The sequence below is a fragment of the Paenibacillus sp. 01T424 genome (assembly GCF_056398745.1).
In genome coordinates this window covers 17,804-36,891 of record NZ_JBFTPZ010000061.1, presented here as the reverse complement: position 1 = coordinate 36,891, position 19,088 = coordinate 17,804, and the positions used below count along the sequence as shown (strand labels likewise).

Genomic DNA, 19,088 nt, shown 5'->3' with positions numbered 1-19,088 from the left:
GGCTACGGTAACTACCGTATAATGTACGTTCGGCAGCTCGTAATGATGGCTGGCACTTTCAAGCTCAAATGCTGTATAAGGCGAAATATTGCATTCTACCGGCTGCGCTGCAGGCGCTGTAATTCGAATGCCGCGACCATAATCATTCGTAATATTTACACGGCGAACGCCCGTGCGATTACCTGATTCTTGCGGCACGACATAGCCGGATACATTGTCTGCGGCATTGTTGCTGAACTCACAAAGCTTTGCGCCAAATGCCCGGTCAATGTAGTTCTCTTCCGGCCCCATGGCATACCAATCCAAATGGCTATAATCTGCGAGAACCTTGAATGATAATGCGAATATTGGCAGCTTCGGCAGCCCTTCCGCTCCTTTGTAGCGGGATTTGACGTTCAAGCTGCCGTCTGCGAACACGGTATACGCTACGGTGACAAGCACTTCCGAACTAATGCTCAACTTGTACTGGAAGGTAACGGTTGCACTTCCAGACTGCTCGGTAAGTTCAACTTGAGTACATTTACGTGTCAGGCTTGCCGCAAACCATACACCGGAATCGAAGCCAAGCGAGAAGCCTTTATCGTTATCCGTTGTTGCACGCCAGAATAAAGGCGCCGGCGGGATAGCAATCATCTCTCTTCCCGCATAATTGACCGATGTGAGCGTGCCTGCCTGCTTAGAGAACATGATGCTGAAGTCGCGACCATGCATGCCAATGTTAACATCACCTTCGACAACTCGAAGCGAACCTTCCGGATGCACGGCTTCCACACGATTTTCCACTACAAACACAAATTGTCCGAAGGAAATCTCATAGCCCGCTTGTGCCCATAATTGATCTTCTTTCAATGTGAGCGCAGCATGCAGTACATATTCCCCTTGCTCCGCTGCCTCAGGAAGCTCAAGCTTCACATATGATTCGCTTTGTGCAGCCACATCTACGGATAATGTACTGCGGAATATTTCTTTTCCTTCAAGATGGAGGCAAACAACTAAATCATATGCATCCGTACCCTCGAACAAATTCTCATTCTTAATCGTCACGCCATGGCGATCAGGAATAAGCTTCAAGTTCTGATAAAGAAATTTTACTTCCTGCATCTTCGGTGATTCCTTGCGATCCGCATAAACAATACCATTCGTACAGAAGTTATAATCCGTCGCGCGATCATCGAAGTCTCCGCCGTAAGCAAGAAACTCTTTACCATAGCGGTCCTTCTTCACGATGACCTGGTCAATATAGTCCCAAATGAAGCCGCCTTGATACATCGGATACTTTTGTTCAAGCTCCGTGTATTTATGCATGCCGCCTACTGAGTTGCCCATGGCATGCATATATTCACAGCTAATATATGGCTTTTGCGGGTCATCGTTCAAATACTCTTCGATATCAGCGGGCTTAGCATACATCCGGCTCTCCATGTCGCTTGTGTCGTTATATTTGCGGTTATGGAATACACCTTCATAATGAACTAAACGGCTAGGGTCCGTCTCGCGGAAATAATTCGATACGTTCAAGAGCACCTCGCCTGCATAAGCTTCATTGCCCACTGACCAAATCAGAATAGATGGATGGTTCTTATCGCGTTCAACCATGGAAATCGCACGATCCATCACGATAGGCTGCCATTCCGGCTTGTTTTCCGGGATGTTCCACGAAGGCTCAACTGCGCCCATTTTCTGCCATGAGCCATGCGTCTCCAAATTCATCTCATCGATGACATATACGCCATAAATATCACAAAGCTCATACCATAACGATTGGTTCGGATAATGAGAGGTCCTCACCGCATTCAGATTGTTGCGCTTGAGCGTTGCAATATCCCAAAGCATATCATCCTTCGAAATCGCTCTTCCTTTGCGGCTATTGAATTCATGGCGGTTAACGCCCTTAAATACGATACGCTTGCCATTTAGATGCATGATTTTATTGATCATTTCAAATTTGCGGAAGCCAACCCTTTGAGGAATCGCTTCAATGAGATGACCTGCTTGATCATAAGCCGTAATATAAAGCATATACAAATAAGGCTTTTCTGCACTCCAAGGGATCACTACACCTGCATCTAATGAAAGGGATAAGGATGGACCTTCGACCGAATCAGAGGAAACCGTCACAACAGTTAAACCGTCTGCATCCTTTAGTTCCATCCTTATTCTCGATGGCTGCTGTCCTTCGAGTTTCATATCTGCTTGAATACTGCCATTAGTATAGTCATCATTTAAATCTGCATGAACAAATAGATCACGGACGTGGATACTTGGAACGGAATACAAATAAACATCACGGAAAATGCCTGAGAAACGCCAGAAGTCCTGATCTTCCAGCCAGCTGCCCGTACTGCGCTGATAAACTTCAACCGCAAGCTTGTTTTCGCCATCCACCAAATAAGGCGATAAATCAAACTCCGCTGGCGTAAAGCTGTCCTCGCTGTATCCAACAAATTCACCGTTCAACCATACATAAAACGCTGACTCCACACCTTGAAACGAAATGTAGACTGGTTTTTGCTGCATATTAGCTGGTACCTTAAAATATTTAACATAGCTGCCGACAGGGTTATGATCCTCCGGAATAGCTGGTGGACGAATATCATGATGACCGTCCCAAGGATACATCGTGTTTACATATTGCGGTTTGCCGTAACCCTGCATTTGGATATGTCCCGGCACGTTAATATCTCCCCAGCTATCGCAAACATAATCCAATTGGTAGAATCGCTCTGGACGATCCTCCGGTTTCACGGCATAGCTGAATTTCCAGCTTCCGTTTAGATCATAGCGAAGTGCCATTTGGTCATCAGCGGCTGCTTCCTCTATTGATTCGTAATAGCGATGATCAGAATGTGCTGGCAGCCGGTTCACAGCAAATACGCTTAAATCGGTAAGCCAATTTATCGTCGGTTTCATTTCATTCATTTTATTTTCCCCTTAAATGGATTTAAAAGTCAGGCGGGCTGCGGTGAAACAAGCAGCCCGCCTGACTCTGATTATGCTTATTTTACTGAACCCGTCATCCCTGCTACGAAATGCTTCTGCATTAGGAAAAACACTAGCGCAGTTGGAATCGTGGATATAACGATCGCTGTCATAATAATGCCGTAATCCGGTGAATAGCTCGATCCTAGATTGGATATGAGCATCGGAATTGTTTTCTTCTCCGGCGATTGCAATACAATGAGCGGCCATAAGTAGTTGTTCCAGCTCGACATGAACGTAATAATTCCTGCCGCTGCATAGGTCGTTTTCATTGTAGGCATGAAGATACGGAAGAAAAGACTGATTTCGTTAAGCCCATCAATTCGGCCCGCCTCCAGCAGCTCCCGCGGAAACATCTTCGTGTTCTGACGGAAGAAGAAAATAAGAAATGCTGTGGTAAAGGTCGGAAGGACTACACCAGACAACGTGTCTATGCCGAGAAAGGGAACAGCTTGCGATATGCCTGCAAACATTTGATACAACGGTACCATGATAGCCGCAAAAGGTATCATCATGGATAACAGCAGGATGTTAAATACAACATCCTTTGCTTTGCTCTTATAAATCTCAAAGCCATAACCAGCGAGTGAGGCAATAACCATGGCCAATATGGTTGTTGTGACCGATATTTTTGCCGAGTTCAACAATGCTGGAACAATATCTACCGTCTCAAATAACTGACTTAAATTTTCAAACAGCTGGCTGCCGGGAAGCAATCTTCCCTTCGTTACGTCAGCCGACTTATTCGTAGCGCTGATAATCATCCAAAGAAATGGAAAGATGGACACGAACGCAGCGACACTTAGAAAAATATAAACAAAAATGCGTTTTAATTTATCCATTTTTATCACCTGCCGCTTTAAACTGTACAAATGCCAATATGATGATCATGATGACGATGGAATACGACACGGTTGCAGCATAGCCGAAATCGGACGAATACTTGAATGACAAATTGTAAATATATTGCGAAATGGACATCGACGCATTACCTGGTCCACCCTTCGTAATATTGACAACTTCATCAAACAGCTGCAAGGTTCCGATCGTTGAAGTAATGGATGTAAACAATATGATCGGTTTAAGCAATGGCACCGTAATGCCAAAAAACTGTCTCGTAGAGGAGGCGCCATCAATTTTTGCTGCCTCATAAATCGAGTGATCAATATTTTGAAGCGCGGACAAGTAGAAAATCATATTATAGCCAGTCCAGCGCCATGTGATTGCAATGATAACTGTTATTTTTGCCCAGAAAGGGTCCGTGATCCATTGAATCGGTGTCGAGACCAAATGGAGATTAGTCAGCATTTTATTGACCAATCCGTCTGTAGCAAACAAGTATTTAAAAATAACGGAATAAGCAACGAGTGAGGTAACGGCCGGTAAAAATATTGCCGTACGGAAAAAACCTTTAAATTTCAGCTTGCTGTCATTTAGTAATACAGAAATAAACATAGCCAAAACAATCATAACGGGTACTTGAATAATCAAATAAATAAATGTGTTTTTAACGGCAGTCAAAAACGTTTTATCGCTGAATAGCCGAACGTAGTTATCAAATCCTGTAAATGATAGATTCATACCTTTACCGGATTTAAACGATAAAATGAGCGCTTGAATCATCGGATAGAAATAGAACGCCGCAATCATAATGACGGCTAGTATAACGAACATCCATCCAGTTAAGTTGGCTCTCGTGCGAATACTCACGCCAGGCCTCGCTGCTTTCACGTTAGCCTAACCCCTTTCTTTACGGAAAAAATAAAACCTTTAGACTCCTCCAGCTCCTGCTGCCGGAAGCCGAACATGCGAATCAGGAGTAGGAGAAGCCCCAGGTTTTATTCACTTGCCGTATGCTCTGATTTATTTAACTTGCGTTTCTGCTTGTGCTTGAGCATCGCTTAACACTTTATCGATTGTTTTGCCGCCTAAGAAATTTTGCATTTCTACAACGAGAATATCTTCAATCGCGTACGTGTGCATGCCGTAGTTCACTTTTGGAATTTTTTCTGTCCATTTAGCGAAATCTTCAATGACCTTTTGTCCGCCGAAAAATTCATCCGATTGCTTGTACGCATCGCCAGCAGCTGCTGCTTTAAGTGTACCGATTGCGCCAATCTCTGTTACAAGCTTCTGATAAAGATCTACATCCGAACCAAATGTTTGTTTCAAGAATTCTGCCGCTGCTTCTTTGCCGTCAACGTTCATGACATACCATGAGCTGCCGCCAAGGTTAGAAGCATTTACGGAATTCGGGTTGTTCGTTAGTTTAGGGAATGGCACGACTGCCCATTTGCCGGACTGTGATGCTTCAGCCTTAACGGAAGCTGTAATCCAGTTGCCGGTAGGGATCGTTGCTACATCACCGCTATTGAATCCACCAACAAATTGGCTCCAGTCAGAAATAACCTTCACGATGTCAGCGTTCATAATTTCTTTGTATGTTTCAAAAGCTTCTTTAAGCGCTTCGTTGCCTGCTAAGTTAGGTGTAGTACCGTCTTCCTTCAAATACCATGAGCCAGCAGATTGGATCATCATGCGAATGAGTCCAAGGTCATTCGGATCTTGTGTAAGAAGTGCTTTGCCTGTTTTGGCTTTCACAGCTTTACCGATCTCGATAAACTTCTTCCAGTCAATATCTTGAAGGTCAGCTAGCTTATAGCCTGCTTCTTCTAAGTAGTCTTTTCTTACGTACAAGCCTGCAGCGCCCGTATCAAATGGTACGCCGTATTGCTTGCCATCTAGGCTAGTTGGCCCGATTTTGTAATCGGCAAAATCGCCTGGCTTAATGAAATCTGTTAATTCGAAAAATGCTTCTGGGTAAGCTTGCAAGAAGCTTTGTGCACGGTAATCTTCAATCAACACGATTGTTGGCAAGCTTTTTGTTGTACCTGCGTTCAAACCAGCATTCAATTTTTGAATAATATCCGCTTGCGCATTTTCAACGATGTTAACTTTTAGAGTGGAATCCGGATTTTTTGCTTTGTAGGCTTCGCTTGCGCGCTCCATAGCACCGATGTTAAAAGCTTTATCCCACGCCCATACTGTAATTTCCTTCGTCCCCTCAGCAGGTGTACCGCCATTGTTAGGAACATTGTTTTCTTTACTAGAACATGCGGTCAGCAGTACGAAGCTGGCCAACATAATTGCAAGTAGTTTTTTCAATTCATTCAACCCCTTGGATACTTATTTGAAAGCGTTTGCCGGCTAACGATTTTAATTATATCAACTCGATAAATTGACCCGTTAGCAATATATTTGTGTGCTTTTGTCATTCTATTGTTACCTTTCCAATCGTTATTATGTAATTGTGATTTATTTTGTTTATTGGTATTTTTTTTAGGAGGATTTGAGCGGAATCCTAATTTTCACCCGTGTTCCCTCACCGATATCACTCACAATTTCAACGCCAAATTCCTCACCATAGAGCAAAACGATCCGATCTTGAACGTTTCGAATGCCAATTCCAGAGAAAAAATGGCTGCCGCTGCTCGAGCTGTTGTCCTGATTTTCATGGTCATAATCCTTCATGCCAACCCCATTGTCGACGACTTCAATCACTAATGCATTTTCCTCGCGCGAGAAAAGCACATAAATATGTCCGTCATTTCGCTCTTGGAAGGCGTGAAAAAAGGCATTTTCAATAAATGGCTGGATGATGAGCTTCGGTAAATGATACCCATAACAATCATTCGAAACAAAATAATTGACGACAATTTGCTCGCCGTAACGAACATGGTTAATGAAAACGTAGTGTTTTAAATTGACGAGCTCTTGCGCTACGCTGATTGTTTCGCTGATGTTGCTTACTGTATTTTGCAATAATGAAATAAGTGAATTGATCGTGGCTGCTGCTTTTTCCTTGTTGCCCTGCTGCACTAATATTTTGACGGATGCTAATGTGTTATAAAGAAAATGAGGATTAATTTGCATTTGCAGTGCTGAAAGCTCTGCATTGCGCTGATCCTTCTGCGTCTGAATCAGCTGCTTAATATAATCATTTAGTTCATCCAACATATAGTTGTAAGCATTTCCGAGCTGCTTAATCTCATAGCTGCCTGTGACGTTAATATAATTATCGAAGTGATTGGCCGTAATACGCGACATTTGTCTAGCGAGCATCGTCAACGATTTCGTCAATCTTCTTGATATAAGAAATACGATAATAAGTGCACTGAAAACAATGGCAATGCAAATAAGCGCAACAGTCTTAAAATCAACCATCTCGCTGAGCACTGCTTGCTTGTCGATTAAATTAACGAGATAAAAATCATAAACGGGCAGATATTGAGAGAGCACCAAGTTGCTTTTCCCCATTACGCTTACATCTTTAAAATCTAATTTTTGCTCGTCAATTTCTTTGGCGTAACCGAGCAGAGCATCTTCTTGTTTTCCTATAAGCTCATGACGATTGCTCGAAACGACCAAACCAGATCGATCCAAAATAACGACATCATTGCCTCTGCTTGTGAAGCTTGAATAAAACCGTTTAAATTCACTTTCCTTTATTGCAAAATAAACAATGCCGTATTTTTTCGCGCTCGTCTTTTCCATAAGTGCCCTGGATGCAACGATAATCGGATCTTCTGCTGACGTATCAACCATGTTCTCAATATCCAACTGATAGATTAACCGCTTTGGCGCGACTAGCGTATTCTCGGTTAAGCGGCTATTTCTTAGCTTCTCCAAGGAACTCGGCCAATAATAGCTGTCTGTCGAATGGTTTTTACCATTAATCCCTGTGATCGTAATGGTGACGGGGTATGCAGCGACATTGGACTGAATCCGTTTCATTTGCATGCTGGCCTCATAATAACTGCTAACCGACGAAATAGCGTTTTTATCCGGCTTTGTGAGGAAACCTTTTATCGAACCATTTTGCAGCACATTATTGGAGGCGGTGACGATCGAATAGTTGAAGGATTCAAAGTTCGCTTTAATTTGACTGATGATTTTGGAATTTGTAATGCTGAAGGTATTCATGAACAGCTTCTCTGACATTTGTATCATGACGGTAGAGGTAAGCAGCGACACGGCAATGATGCTGACAAGCGTAACCGTAAACATTTTTATAAATAGGCCGTGATATTTAAATTTGTCCAAAAAAACTCTCATAACCTAATCCCTCTTCTTGCCCATGTATTGTTTTCTATAATGACTAGGCGACAGACCTGTCAGCTTCTTAAATACTTTCGTGAAATAACTGTGATCTGAGTAACCAACCATGCCGCTAATCTCAGAAATGGACGCTGCGTCTTGCTGCAGCAGCTCAGCCGCTTTCTCCACTCTGATTTTATTCAAATATTCACTAAAGCCTTCTTTATTATGCGCTGTGAAATAACTAGACAAATACGATGGATTAAAATGAAAATGTTTGGCAATCTCCGTCAGACTAAGCGGCTCAGCATAGTTCTCCCGAATAAATTGCAGCAGCAGCGTCATATTCGGGTTGCTGCTTGCTGTTCCTCTCACCTGAACCACGTCATTCACTTCGTTAATAAATGCTTGTAAGAGCGCAGCTGCCTCGTTAAGATGAGAAGATTCACCAATGGATTTGAAATAGGCATACTTCGTTTCATCTAGCTTTTTCATCGCTGGGTCTAAGCGCCCCAATAAAATCGTTATATTGAAAATGACATTGCCTAAAAAGGATTTAAACTCGAAAACATCGGTTTTATATTGGCTTGAACGGCTATTCACATAATTGAGCAGCTCGCCAAACGCTTCATCGAATTGCCGTCTGTTCAAATGCTCAGTAAATTGATTCATGTTGAAGACATCAATTTCATCCGAGGTTTTTGGAAGTTCGCCATGTACGATCAAACGATTGGAGGGCGGAAGAAAGTAACGGTAGGAGTTTAATTTCAGAAAACTGTTTTTGTAGTTCGAACCAAGCTGCCTCAAATCATCAAATGTCTCACCGATCGTCCATCCAATCTCATTCAGCCGCTCTCCCGACCAAGCAGCAAGCTCCCTGCCTGCTCTTACCAAGCTATGCTGCTCGCTTTGATCCATATTGACGAGTAGAGCTGCCATATTAGGTTCTACCGGCAGTGCAAAATAAACCGCCTGCGGACATTCGCTGCTGAGTACCGCTTTCATTTTGTCGAGCCAATAGGAATCATCATATCTTTCCCTGCTCATGCTGTTCAGAGACTTCAAATCTGCCCCAATCAGCCGATAGCTGTTATGAGGAAATGCTTCTGCAAGGACGTGGTCATCCACATCGATCTCGTAACCGGATATTAGCTTCTCTACAATATGTTTAATGGATAAAGCCTCGTTAGTTGATTCCACTAGCTTCAGAGACGGAATTTTTTGCGCCGTTCGTTTCACCGTGTCTAATAGCTGAATAGCTTCAAGCTTAGGTTTTAAAATATAGTCAACTACGCCGCTTTGAAAGGTCGATCTCACATAATCAAACTCACCATAACTGCTCAATATGATGACTTCAATCTCTGGATATCTTGCCTTTATTGCACGAGTTAACTCTTCTCCGCCCATAACTGGCATAACGATATCAGTGATCACAATATGAGGCTCGACGCGCTCGATCAGCTCAAGCGCCTCTTTTCCATTTGATGCCTCTCCTACAATCTGGAAGCCCTCCTGCTCCCAATTTAACAGATGCTTAATTCCCTGCCTGACTAATAGTTCGTCATCTACAATAACAACACGACATGAAATTTCCATTCGTAAACCTCCGCCATCCCCGTCATTTTTTTCTATCAAATAAGAAGGCAATCATTCATAATAGCTGCGAATAACAATATCTTGGTCATAATTCCCGAACCCTTTTCCATAAAGGGTGAGACCGCCGCGGCCATGCGACGTATCATCCGCCCTTATGCGGAATGTCCACTGCGAACGATTCCATGATACATCATCAATCGTCATATCAGAAATTTGCTGACCATCGATAAAGGAACCTTTTTTATTTATTCGAAGCACCTTTAATAAGCCATACTGATTAACGTCAGAATGCCACCAATCTGGTGAATAACGGCCTCTCATCCGGCCGAAGTCGCCAGGACTCGTCCACATGCCAAGCTTTTGCTCATTCAGAGTAAATTGAATATCTGACGGCCAATTCTCATTGACATAGGGTGCCTCTGATCCAATTTCAAATGATATTTCAATTTCCTGTACGACCTGATCCTTAAATAAATAATTAGGAATTTTGTATTCAACAAAACCTCTAGTGAACCATAAAATCCCTGCTTGAACACGCTCAGGATCCATAAAATAAGTGGGCATGTCATAATGCCCGATCATCTTCTCCGTCGATGCAATGCCGCAGGTCGGAGCAGCTTCAATATCCGTATAATGTCCAACCGGCATGGACACTTCCTTATATTTTCTAGAACTCTCTGCATATTTAGACAGTTTAACTTGGAGATACTCTGCCGACAAGGAGCAATATTTATAAGTGCCTCCATTTATTCTGCGCATTCTATAACTAACGAGGCCGGCATTTTGCAGCTTGTTGACATGGGTGCTTACAATTGCGCTGCTCAAATACAACTCTGCAGCAAGCTCCTTTATATGCATCTCTTTGTTGTTCAGCAAATCAATAATTTGCAAGCGCACTTCGCTCGCAAGCGCTTCGTATACACGCAGCGACGCTGCATCGGTTGATAAATACATGTGAAACTCACCCGCTTTTACAATTAGTAATTTAGTTAATCCTAAAGCAATTCACAACAATCGTATTGAATGTATTTATTTATTATGATAAATATTAGATATTAAATCAACAAATATGAATTAGTTAATACATTAATTCAACTAGGAGGAAAATTATTCATGTCTATGAAATCTACCATGCATATTGATAAAAACTTCACACTTTCCGCAGTCGACCCACGGCTCTATGGATCATTCATTGAGCACTTAGGCAGAGCGGTATATGGGGGAATTTACGAGCCCGGCCATCCTACCGCAGATGAAAACGGCTTCCGCGGCGATGCATTGGAGGCCATTCGCTCTTTGAATGTGCCAATTATACGTTATCCAGGAGGAAATTTTGTATCCGGCTATAATTGGGAGGATGGCGTCGGGCCTAAATCCGAGCGCAAACGTCTTCTTGATCTTGCATGGTGGACAACAGAAACGAATGAAGTAGGAACAAACGAATTTGCAGATTGGGCGAAGCTTGTCGGCTCAGAAGTGATGATGGCTGTAAATCTTGGAACACGCGGCATTGATGCGGCTAGAAACCTTGTTGAATATTGTAACCATCCATCAGGGTCTTACTACAGCGATCTTCGCATTTCACATGGCTATAAAGAGCCTCATAAATTTAAAACCTGGTGCTTAGGGAATGAGATGGACGGACCTTGGCAAATCGGGGCAAAAACTGCTGTGGAATATGGAAGACTTGCGAATGAAACGGCCAAAGCAATGCGCTGGGTCGATCCATCCATCAAGCTTGTTGCTTGTGGCAGCTCATCTAGCGGCATGAGCACTTTCGCGGAGTGGGAAGCAACCGTGCTTGACCTTACCTATGATCAAGTGGACTTCCTATCGCTTCATACGTATTACAACAATAACGAAAACGATTCCTCCAACTTCTTGGCAAAATCGCTTGATATGGATCAGTTCATTTACAGCGTAACAGCCATTTGCGATTATATGAAGGCAAAGAAACGGAGCAAGAAAAAGCTGATGCTCTCGCTTGATGAGTGGAATGTATGGAACTCGATAGGCTCAAGCCGAGCAGAAGAGCTTTGGCAAGTAGCTCCACCTGAATTCGAGGATGTGTATACACTTGAGGATGCACTGGCTGTAGGCTGTTTCCTGATTACGCTGCTCAAACACGCGGACCGCGTAAAAATGGCATGTATCGCTCAGTTGATTAATGTCATCGCCCCAATAATGACAGAGACCGGCGGGCCATTATGGCTGCAAACGACCTATTATCCTTATCTTCACGCTTCCGTTTATGGAAGAGGAACCGTGCTTCATCCGATTATTTCATCACCAAAATACGATTCCAAGGATTTCACTGACGTTCCTTATTTAGAAGCAATCAGCGTTTTCAATGAGGAACTAGGTGAAATTACTATTTTCGCCGTCAATCGTCATTTATCCGAAGGACTTGAGCTTGATGTAGATGTGCGCAGCTTCGGCGATGTAAGCATTATCGAGCATATCGTTCTGGAGCATGATGACTTGAAAGCAAATAATACGAAAACGAACCCAAGCAACGTCGTACCTCATAACCGCGGCACTGCCAAAGCTGATCATGGAAACGTTAAAGCGATGCTCGGTAAAGCATCTTGGAACGTGATCAGACTTCAAACTAACAGAGGTTAATTAAGCCTCTCAGAATAGAAAATATACTAAAAAACCGCTGAAGCTATAGCTTCAGCGGTTTTTTTCTAGTTCTATTGAATATGAAGCATTCGCATTCGCATAGCTCCAGCTGGCGTCTCAACCGATATAATATCTTCTATGCGGCTCATCAGCAGCTGTCTTCCGACAGGAGAGAGGAACGAAATGTTATTCTGCTCCGGATCTGCGTCATGGGGATAAACAATTTTGAACGTATCTGAGGTAGCGTCATCCAAATAAGAAATGGTAACCTCGCAGCCTATAAATACGGTTGATGGCAATCGCTCATCCGATGATTTCAGCTCTTTCTCGACAAACTGTACATATTCGGTAATAAATTGATAGATTTGCTTACGCTCTGACTCCTGTTTGGGCGCATGCGCATCAAGAAAAGCTTGCTTCTCTTCTCCCAAAACTACGAGCTGAAGCCTTAGTTGATCTCTAAGGGTATTTAAGGGAAGACTATGGTTCATAGTATACTTCACCCCCTAAAGACGTATTGCGCAGCGGCAAGGTTTGGACGATGATTCGCATCATTTGCTGCTTCCTCCTTATAAAAATATAGGCCTCTAAGAGTAGAGGCCTTGCTCCCATATTATCAGACTTCAATCAGAAGTCCAATCTCTAGTTTTATTTGATCGAACCATTGAATTAACCTAGCGCTTCTCTATCCTCATTTGTCTCGCAAGGCAGTAGCACAAGCATTGTATAAGGGAGTTTCATATTGTATAGAAGACTACTAGGAAAGGAGCTGACAATATTGTCTTGCAGACCATTTTGTCCGACAGTCCGGGTATATGATCCTCCAGTAACGGTTACCAGAGATGTTTTCCATCCACAAATCATAGAGGTAGTTCACCAAGTAAACGTTGTTACACGTCATCACTGTGTTCCTTGTGAAAAACACCTTTATCAATACTGCTATGTTGATGAAAATCAAGTAGGTGGCGAACAAGAAAACAGATCAAACCGTTCGCATAAACGCCATAAAAGCGAGAGATCCTATATTTCGAGAGCAAAAAAGAAAAAATCAAAAAAATAGTTGAAAGACAAAGAGAGCCTTCTTTCAGAGGCTCTCACTTTGTTCACTTTTACATAGAAATGCGTATTTAAGGTGTTGTAGCATCATCGTTTGTTATGGCATCATCCGTCGTATCAGGGGTGTTATTGGCGCCGTCTTCAATCACGTTGCTGTTGCCATTATTGTCAACATCCTTATCATTATTGCAAGCGGAAGCGGTAAAAATAACAACTATACTCATCATCGTTATCAAAAGCAATTTATTAAGCTTTTTAGTAGGTTTATTCATGCTCAGTGCTCCCTTCAGCTTCGTTGTATGATTATTCTTAAACAATACTTACCCCGCAGGAAATAATTGAATCAACAAAAAAAGACCGGAATCGGTCTCTTTTCTTTGAAATCGCCTATGAAAACGATATAGAGTCAATAAAATGATCCTTTGCGCATCTCAGTAAAATGAAATAATCCAGATCGATGATTCGATTCTCTTACCTTGTCGATCATTTCGCACAAGCTTACCATCGTATCCGTATCTCTTGTTGATGAAGCGATCTGATACAGCGTATTAAAGCTTCCTAAAGCATTCTCTTTATTAACTGCCCCGCTCTTCAAATTACTTAACACTCGTTCGCTCTCACTGTTAATGAACCAAACTATCCGCTTTCTGAAATTCGAATTAGTCATGAGCAACCCTCCGCTGTCAATAAAATAGCACCTGTTTAGTATAGCTTCATGAATAATAAAACGTTGTCGAAGTAAGAAGTCGAAAAAAAATATTTCACAACAAAAATCCCGCTCCTTCACGGTTAGTGAGAAGAGCAGGAATATTGTCATGCTACTATAAGCATATATTCGTTCTAAATGATGTATGGATTCGCTCCTTCAAACAAAAATAATTATATAAATTTATAGCTAACAAAAGCGAGCTCGCGGCTATCCGGCGACCAAGAGTTCACATTGATTGTGCCCTGACCGCCAAATAATTCAGCAATGACAGCATGTGGTCCGCCTTTGCTTGGCATTAGACGAATTTCAACATCTTTATTGGCAGGATGATCGTTCGGCTCAACATCACCCTTGCGGTAAGTAATATAAGCAACGGATTCACCATCGGGAGACACATGTGGAAACCAATTATTGCTCTCATCAAATGTCATTTGAGTCTGCTCGCTTCCATCAACGTTCATGCGCCATACTTGCATCAAGCCAGTTCTTGTCGAATTGAACCAAATATGTAGGCCGTCCGGCGAATATTCCGGTCCATCATCCAGACCAGACGTATCGGTCAGCTGTGCTTCAATCCCGCCGTGAGCCGGTATCGTATAAATGTTGTACTGACCATTCCTTTCTGCACAGTAAGCGAGCGAGGCGCCGTCAGGAGACCAGCCGTGCAAATAGCTTGGCGCTAACGGTGTAATTAGGGCAGGCAAACCTTCAGATAATGAAAATATATAAATTCGTGATTTTCCATCCTCCTGCGTGTGATGGCTTACCGCTAATTGCGTATTGTCAGGTGATAAAACATGATCATTGTTGCAATGATTGGCATACCCCGACTCGATCAGCTTGCTTTCCCCAGTTGCTAGCTCAAAGGTGTAGAGCAAACCTCCGCTGTTATAAATAAGATGGTTGCCGTCTTTGGTCCAGTTTGGCGCTTCAATTAAATGATTAAATTCAGCCAAAACTTTGCGTTCGCCAGTTTTCACATCGATCTTTTCAAGCATGCTGACTAATGTGCGCTCTTCATTATTTCGGGATTCTTGTGCAGCTTCCATCTCATATCTACCGCCTTATATAAGTATAATTTCTAAAATCTGCATTCACTTGTATCACGGCACCTCATTCGTGAACACGTGTTTATACATATTAAAAAATAAATCCTATTTCTTAAATAGGACTTAATTCTATGTTGTTTTGATCATTATGAACACGCGTTAACAGGTACATCATACACAAAACGTGAAATCGCTGTCAATCCTTTTTACTCTCAAACGCCTTATTTCATTACATCATCTTTCACTTGTGTCTTCTTATATTCCAAATAACGCATAATGGCCACAAGCAAATTCAAAACACCCATTGCCATCATACTGTATATCGGCCATAAGTCTTGGAAAGTAGGCATATGAACGCCGTTGCCAACAGGTCCGGTTTTGGGCTGACTCGCATCCCATAGCGCGTACCAAAGTAAACCGACTGACATTACGATTATAAGAACACATGTGACAATGTAAATGACATGCCTAGTCATACCGTCATTTTCTCGCCTGGTTTCAGAACTTTTCCGTTAATCCCTCTGTCTTGCAGCTGCTGCACGAAGCTTTCAGCCTCTTGGCGAATGACAGGAAAAGTATTGTAATGAACAGGTACAACCAGCTTCGCGTTATACCATATTGCTGCTTGCAGCGCATCATCTATCCCCATCGTATAATGATCGCCAATCGGAATAAAAGCGATATCGATCGAATGACGGTCACCAATCATTTTCATATCGCCAAATAATGCGGTATCACCTGTATGAAGAACATTTAGTTGTTCCATATTTACAATGTAACCGGCAGGCATGCCACCGTACAAAATGGTTTTGTCCTCTTCGACAACGATCCCTGAGGAATGGAACGCTTGTACCATTTTAGCTTTGGCAAATCCCAAATCTAACGTTCCGCCAATGTTCATGCCGATCGTTTTTACACCCTTCCATGACATATAAGCCGCGAGCTCCGGGTTCGCCACAACAGGAGCATCATTGTTTAATGCAATCTGATCCGCATCTAAAATATGGTCCATATGAGCATGAGTGAGGAGTACGGCATCCGTCTTTATCTCCTCCGCTTTCGTAGTGGCAAGCGGATTGCCTCTCAGAAAGGGATCGATAATAAGCGATTTATCCCCCGCGATCAATTGAATACAAGAGTGTCCATGATAAATAATATCCATAAAAACATCATCCTCCTTCGTTTTAGTTGAAAGCTTGGGCTTGCTTTACGTCTCATTATATCGTTATTCTTTTACGCGTGCGATCACTCGTGCTATGGATGAGTCCGCTTGAATAAGGAGCGGCAGTGCTATAATTTCAAAGGCTTGAATGCCAATCAGCCGCTTCACATTCGCTAAATTTTCTATAATAAAAATATTGCTGCCAAACAAGCTTTTATGAATGGAAAAAGGATAGCGGTCAGGCGAAGGTGTATCTAAACCGATCATTTTCACCTTTTTTCGAATAAGCAAATCAACAAAATCGGCGGTCAAAGCCGGATAATCGCTGAAATAATAAGGTTTCCCATAAAAATCGCCGTGCCCAGTATGTAAAATAACGATCTGTCCCTCATGAATACGTGTTTCGTACTCTTCTTTGTAATCGACTACTGCAGCTCCAGTTACATCCAGCAGCACGCCATCTCCAACAAATTGCTCGACTGAGGTTTCTGTCATATATTTCTGAATGTCCAATAAGTGCATCGGGCCGTCGATATGAGTGCCTGCATGCATATTAATCGATAATTGGTGGTTATTGTACCCATCACTTTGAAAATGACTGCTTTGCACCAGAGTCGTCTCTATGTGCCCCGGAAATACCGGCATTCCGTCATGAATCATATGCGTCAAGTCTATGATCATACTGCCACATCCTCCTGCATGAATTGTCTTTATCTTACATAAAAACTATATCATATCAGAGTTGATTACGAAAATGAGCTTTAACGGCAGGGAGAGAAAAAAACCAAAATGGACTTGGCGTAGAATTGATTTGATTTAGATCAAGTAACGAGGAGAGTGAAGCATAAGTTTGAGGTTTATTGTTATTTGGTTAAATTGAAGTTTGCAGGTGTGAAGCTTTAATGCCCAGCGATATTTTCATAACCAATTGTTTCAATTGCTTCTGCTGAAGCACGGCTTCCTTAACAAAAAAAGCTTCATCACGAATCAATGCTGCAAGTGTATCCATCGCTGCTTTGGCTGCAAGGAACTCATCTTCAAGCAAATAATAAGCCGCTTGATAGGCATATGTTTCATGCTGCTTCAGGATGGATGCTTTCCATTGCAGCTCACCATTTCTTATTAATGTCGTATTCACAGCAACTATTCACCCTCCTGAAGTACCTTTTCCACGCGTTGTATGGATAAATTAACTATACACAACACCTCACCATCCACCTAGTACCATGTTTCTGTAGTACTTGACAAACGTGAAGGAAGATTAAAAAAAGGATGGCCCCTTCAAATAAGGAGCCATCCGCTTAAAATCTATTATGCATTAAGCCAAAGGCACCCGCTTAGCTAAGCTTTCAAACTTAATCAAATGCGTGTTTACTTGTGATTGAATGCCTTGTAAATATTTAAGTGTCGCTTTGTTCTGTTTTACCAAAGAAGGGTTTTCGTTGAATGCGACAGCGTAATGCTTCATCACTTTGCCCTTCATGAACTGAATGGTTGAGAAAGTACCATTTTTCCATGCTTCCTTCATCTTCACATTCGTACCGATCACTTGAAGATTCATCGTTGCATCTTTGTAGTTAAAGCTATATGCTGGCTCATCTTTCACATGCAATACGGAATATCCTGCTGTGAATTTGTCATTCGTAAACTGACCGAATTGGATCTTATGAGATTGTACACTGCCATCCGAGCGGATAATCTTCGTATTCAATGAACCATTGCCTGATTTAATATCGTTTTTCCAAGCGCCATCGTATGTAATTTCTGTGCCTTCGCTTGTAGATCTGCTCACAAATTTACCAAGCCCGCTTCGTTTGCCGTCCACCCAATCACCTGAATACGTTTTTGTTTGGTACCAGGACATTGTTCCCTTTCCATGCGGTTTGCCGTTTTTCAATTGTCCGTAATATACGACGTTTTTTGAAATTTCAAGATACTCTTTTTTGACAGCGGCTTCTGCGGTGGTTCCTCCACTTGTTCCTGCAAAAACAACGACTACCAGAAACAAACTTAGCATAAGTGAACACATTTTTTTCATTGAACATCACTACCCCATTCTTTGTTTGTTTAAATTCATTCTATTAGGCTAATACACACCCTATGCGAATTTGAAACATTTCCCAAAAATGATGTTCGGCTAAGCGGATCATTTTCTCTTTTTAATCCCATTTTATTTGATGGATTTCTACTGAGCAGCATCCCTATCCTCAGTTATAATCGCATAAATCGCATGGTCTTCCCAAACGCCATTAATTTTCAAATATTTAGTGGAAAGTCCTTCGTATCTAAAGCCAGCTTTCGTAAGGACTCGAACCGATGGCAAGTTTCTTGGCATGACTCCAGCTTGAATACGATGCAAGCCGATTTGATCAAACGCAAAATGGACACATAATGATACAGCTTCAGTCGCATAACCTTTGCCGTTATGCTCTTGATCAAGGAAGTAACCCAGATACGCATTTTGAAAAGGGCCTCGCGCGATGCCTGATAATTCGATTCTCCCTATAAGCTTATTCGACTCGTTAAGAAACACGCCAAACACAAAACCTTGATCATTAGCCGCAGCTTGCAGGCTTGATTCAATCATTTTTTTCTGTTCATCGACCGTAAAATAATGCTCTGGCCTTATAGGCTCAAATGGCTGAAAAAAATGAAAATTCCTTTGTCTAATTGCAAGCAGCTCTTCGGTATCCTTTATTTCTAATGGAGACAGATATATTTTCTCACCTTTCACAAACCATCACTCCTAAGCTTTTTATTTGTGTATGAAATGCCATTTTCCGCATCAATGCAATACTCATTATACTCATCTTTA

At 42.2% G+C, this 19,088-nt stretch carries 18 protein-coding genes; 1 reads left to right on the top strand and 17 read right to left on the bottom strand.

Features of this window, described 5'->3' with window-relative positions; translation table 11 throughout:
- From lacZ to AC1DPK_RS30790, 7 genes are all read right to left on the bottom strand, one after another.
- On the bottom strand, positions 1-2,919 hold a 2,919-nt coding region (gene lacZ, locus AC1DPK_RS30820), incomplete at its 3' end, for a beta-galactosidase, LacZ type (protein WP_477512632.1).
- 77 nt (positions 2,920-2,996) lie between these two features.
- Positions 2,997-3,821 (bottom strand): carbohydrate ABC transporter permease, encoded by an 825-nt coding sequence (locus AC1DPK_RS30815; protein WP_076270107.1) that lies wholly within the window; start codon positions 3,819-3,821, stop codon positions 2,997-2,999.
- The gene (locus tag AC1DPK_RS30810) at positions 3,814-4,653 is read right to left on the bottom strand and encodes a carbohydrate ABC transporter permease (protein ID WP_372239025.1); all 840 of its coding nucleotides are present in this window, start codon (positions 4,651-4,653) and stop codon (positions 3,814-3,816) included. Before AC1DPK_RS30810 ends, AC1DPK_RS30815 begins: the two co-directional genes overlap by 8 nt.
- Before the next feature lie 189 nt (positions 4,654-4,842).
- Entirely contained in the window at positions 4,843-6,144 is a 1,302-nt protein-coding gene (locus AC1DPK_RS30805; RefSeq protein ID WP_441882073.1) for an ABC transporter substrate-binding protein, read from the bottom strand.
- Positions 6,145-6,318: 174 nt separating this feature from the next.
- A complete protein-coding gene (locus tag AC1DPK_RS30800; protein WP_477512631.1) occupies positions 6,319-8,094 on the bottom strand; it encodes a sensor histidine kinase in 1,776 nt (591 codons plus the stop codon).
- Positions 8,095-8,097: 3 nt separating this feature from the next.
- A complete protein-coding gene (locus AC1DPK_RS30795; protein ID WP_477512630.1) occupies positions 8,098-9,672 on the bottom strand; it encodes a response regulator transcription factor in 1,575 nt (524 codons plus the stop codon).
- Positions 9,673-9,723: 51 nt separating this feature from the next.
- Entirely contained in the window at positions 9,724-10,626 is a 903-nt protein-coding gene (locus tag AC1DPK_RS30790; protein ID WP_441882064.1) for an ArsR/SmtB family transcription factor, read from the bottom strand.
- Positions 10,627-10,785: 159 nt separating this feature from the next.
- Between AC1DPK_RS30790 and arfA the strand changes: the two genes are divergently transcribed.
- On the top strand, positions 10,786-12,297 hold the full coding sequence (gene arfA, locus AC1DPK_RS30785; protein WP_477512629.1) for an arabinosylfuranosidase ArfA: 1,512 nt from the start codon (positions 10,786-10,788) through the stop codon (positions 12,295-12,297).
- A gap of 71 nt (positions 12,298-12,368) precedes the next feature.
- Here the strand turns inward: arfA and AC1DPK_RS30780 are convergent, their stop codons facing one another.
- The 10 genes from AC1DPK_RS30780 to AC1DPK_RS30735 all read right to left on the bottom strand — a co-directional run bounded on the left by AC1DPK_RS30780 (position 12,369) and on the right by AC1DPK_RS30735 (position 19,007).
- Entirely contained in the window at positions 12,369-12,788 is a 420-nt protein-coding gene (locus AC1DPK_RS30780) for a GreA/GreB family elongation factor (RefSeq protein WP_477512628.1), read from the bottom strand.
- 636 nt (positions 12,789-13,424) lie between these two features.
- Positions 13,425-13,625 carry a hypothetical protein gene (locus tag AC1DPK_RS30775; RefSeq protein WP_477512627.1) on the bottom strand — a complete coding sequence of 67 codons (201 nt, stop codon included), beginning with the start codon at positions 13,623-13,625 and terminating at the stop codon, positions 13,425-13,427.
- A gap of 134 nt (positions 13,626-13,759) precedes the next feature.
- Entirely contained in the window at positions 13,760-14,020 is a 261-nt protein-coding gene (locus AC1DPK_RS30770; protein WP_076270117.1) for a hypothetical protein, read from the bottom strand.
- 212 nt (positions 14,021-14,232) lie between these two features.
- Complete coding sequence (locus AC1DPK_RS30765; protein WP_477512626.1) at positions 14,233-15,111, bottom strand: TolB family protein; 879 nt, start codon at positions 15,109-15,111, stop codon at positions 14,233-14,235.
- Between the two features lie 221 nt (positions 15,112-15,332).
- Entirely contained in the window at positions 15,333-15,587 is a 255-nt protein-coding gene (locus AC1DPK_RS30760) for a hypothetical protein (protein WP_477512625.1), read from the bottom strand.
- Positions 15,584-16,273 (bottom strand): metal-dependent hydrolase, encoded by a 690-nt coding sequence (locus AC1DPK_RS30755; protein ID WP_339208493.1) that lies wholly within the window; start codon positions 16,271-16,273, stop codon positions 15,584-15,586. The genes AC1DPK_RS30760 and AC1DPK_RS30755 overlap by 4 nt, the downstream gene beginning before the upstream one ends.
- Before the next feature lie 63 nt (positions 16,274-16,336).
- Complete coding sequence (locus AC1DPK_RS30750) at positions 16,337-16,954, bottom strand: cyclase family protein (protein WP_441882049.1); 618 nt, start codon at positions 16,952-16,954, stop codon at positions 16,337-16,339.
- A 190-nt stretch (positions 16,955-17,144) separates the two neighbouring features.
- The gene (locus AC1DPK_RS30745) at positions 17,145-17,411 is read right to left on the bottom strand and encodes a hypothetical protein (protein ID WP_441882046.1); all 267 of its coding nucleotides are present in this window, start codon (positions 17,409-17,411) and stop codon (positions 17,145-17,147) included.
- A gap of 180 nt (positions 17,412-17,591) precedes the next feature.
- Complete coding sequence (locus tag AC1DPK_RS30740; protein ID WP_441882043.1) at positions 17,592-18,311, bottom strand: MORN repeat-containing protein; 720 nt, start codon at positions 18,309-18,311, stop codon at positions 17,592-17,594.
- 147 nt (positions 18,312-18,458) lie between these two features.
- Complete coding sequence (locus AC1DPK_RS30735; RefSeq protein ID WP_477512624.1) at positions 18,459-19,007, bottom strand: GNAT family N-acetyltransferase; 549 nt, start codon at positions 19,005-19,007, stop codon at positions 18,459-18,461.
- Positions 19,008-19,088: the final 81 nt, after the last annotated feature.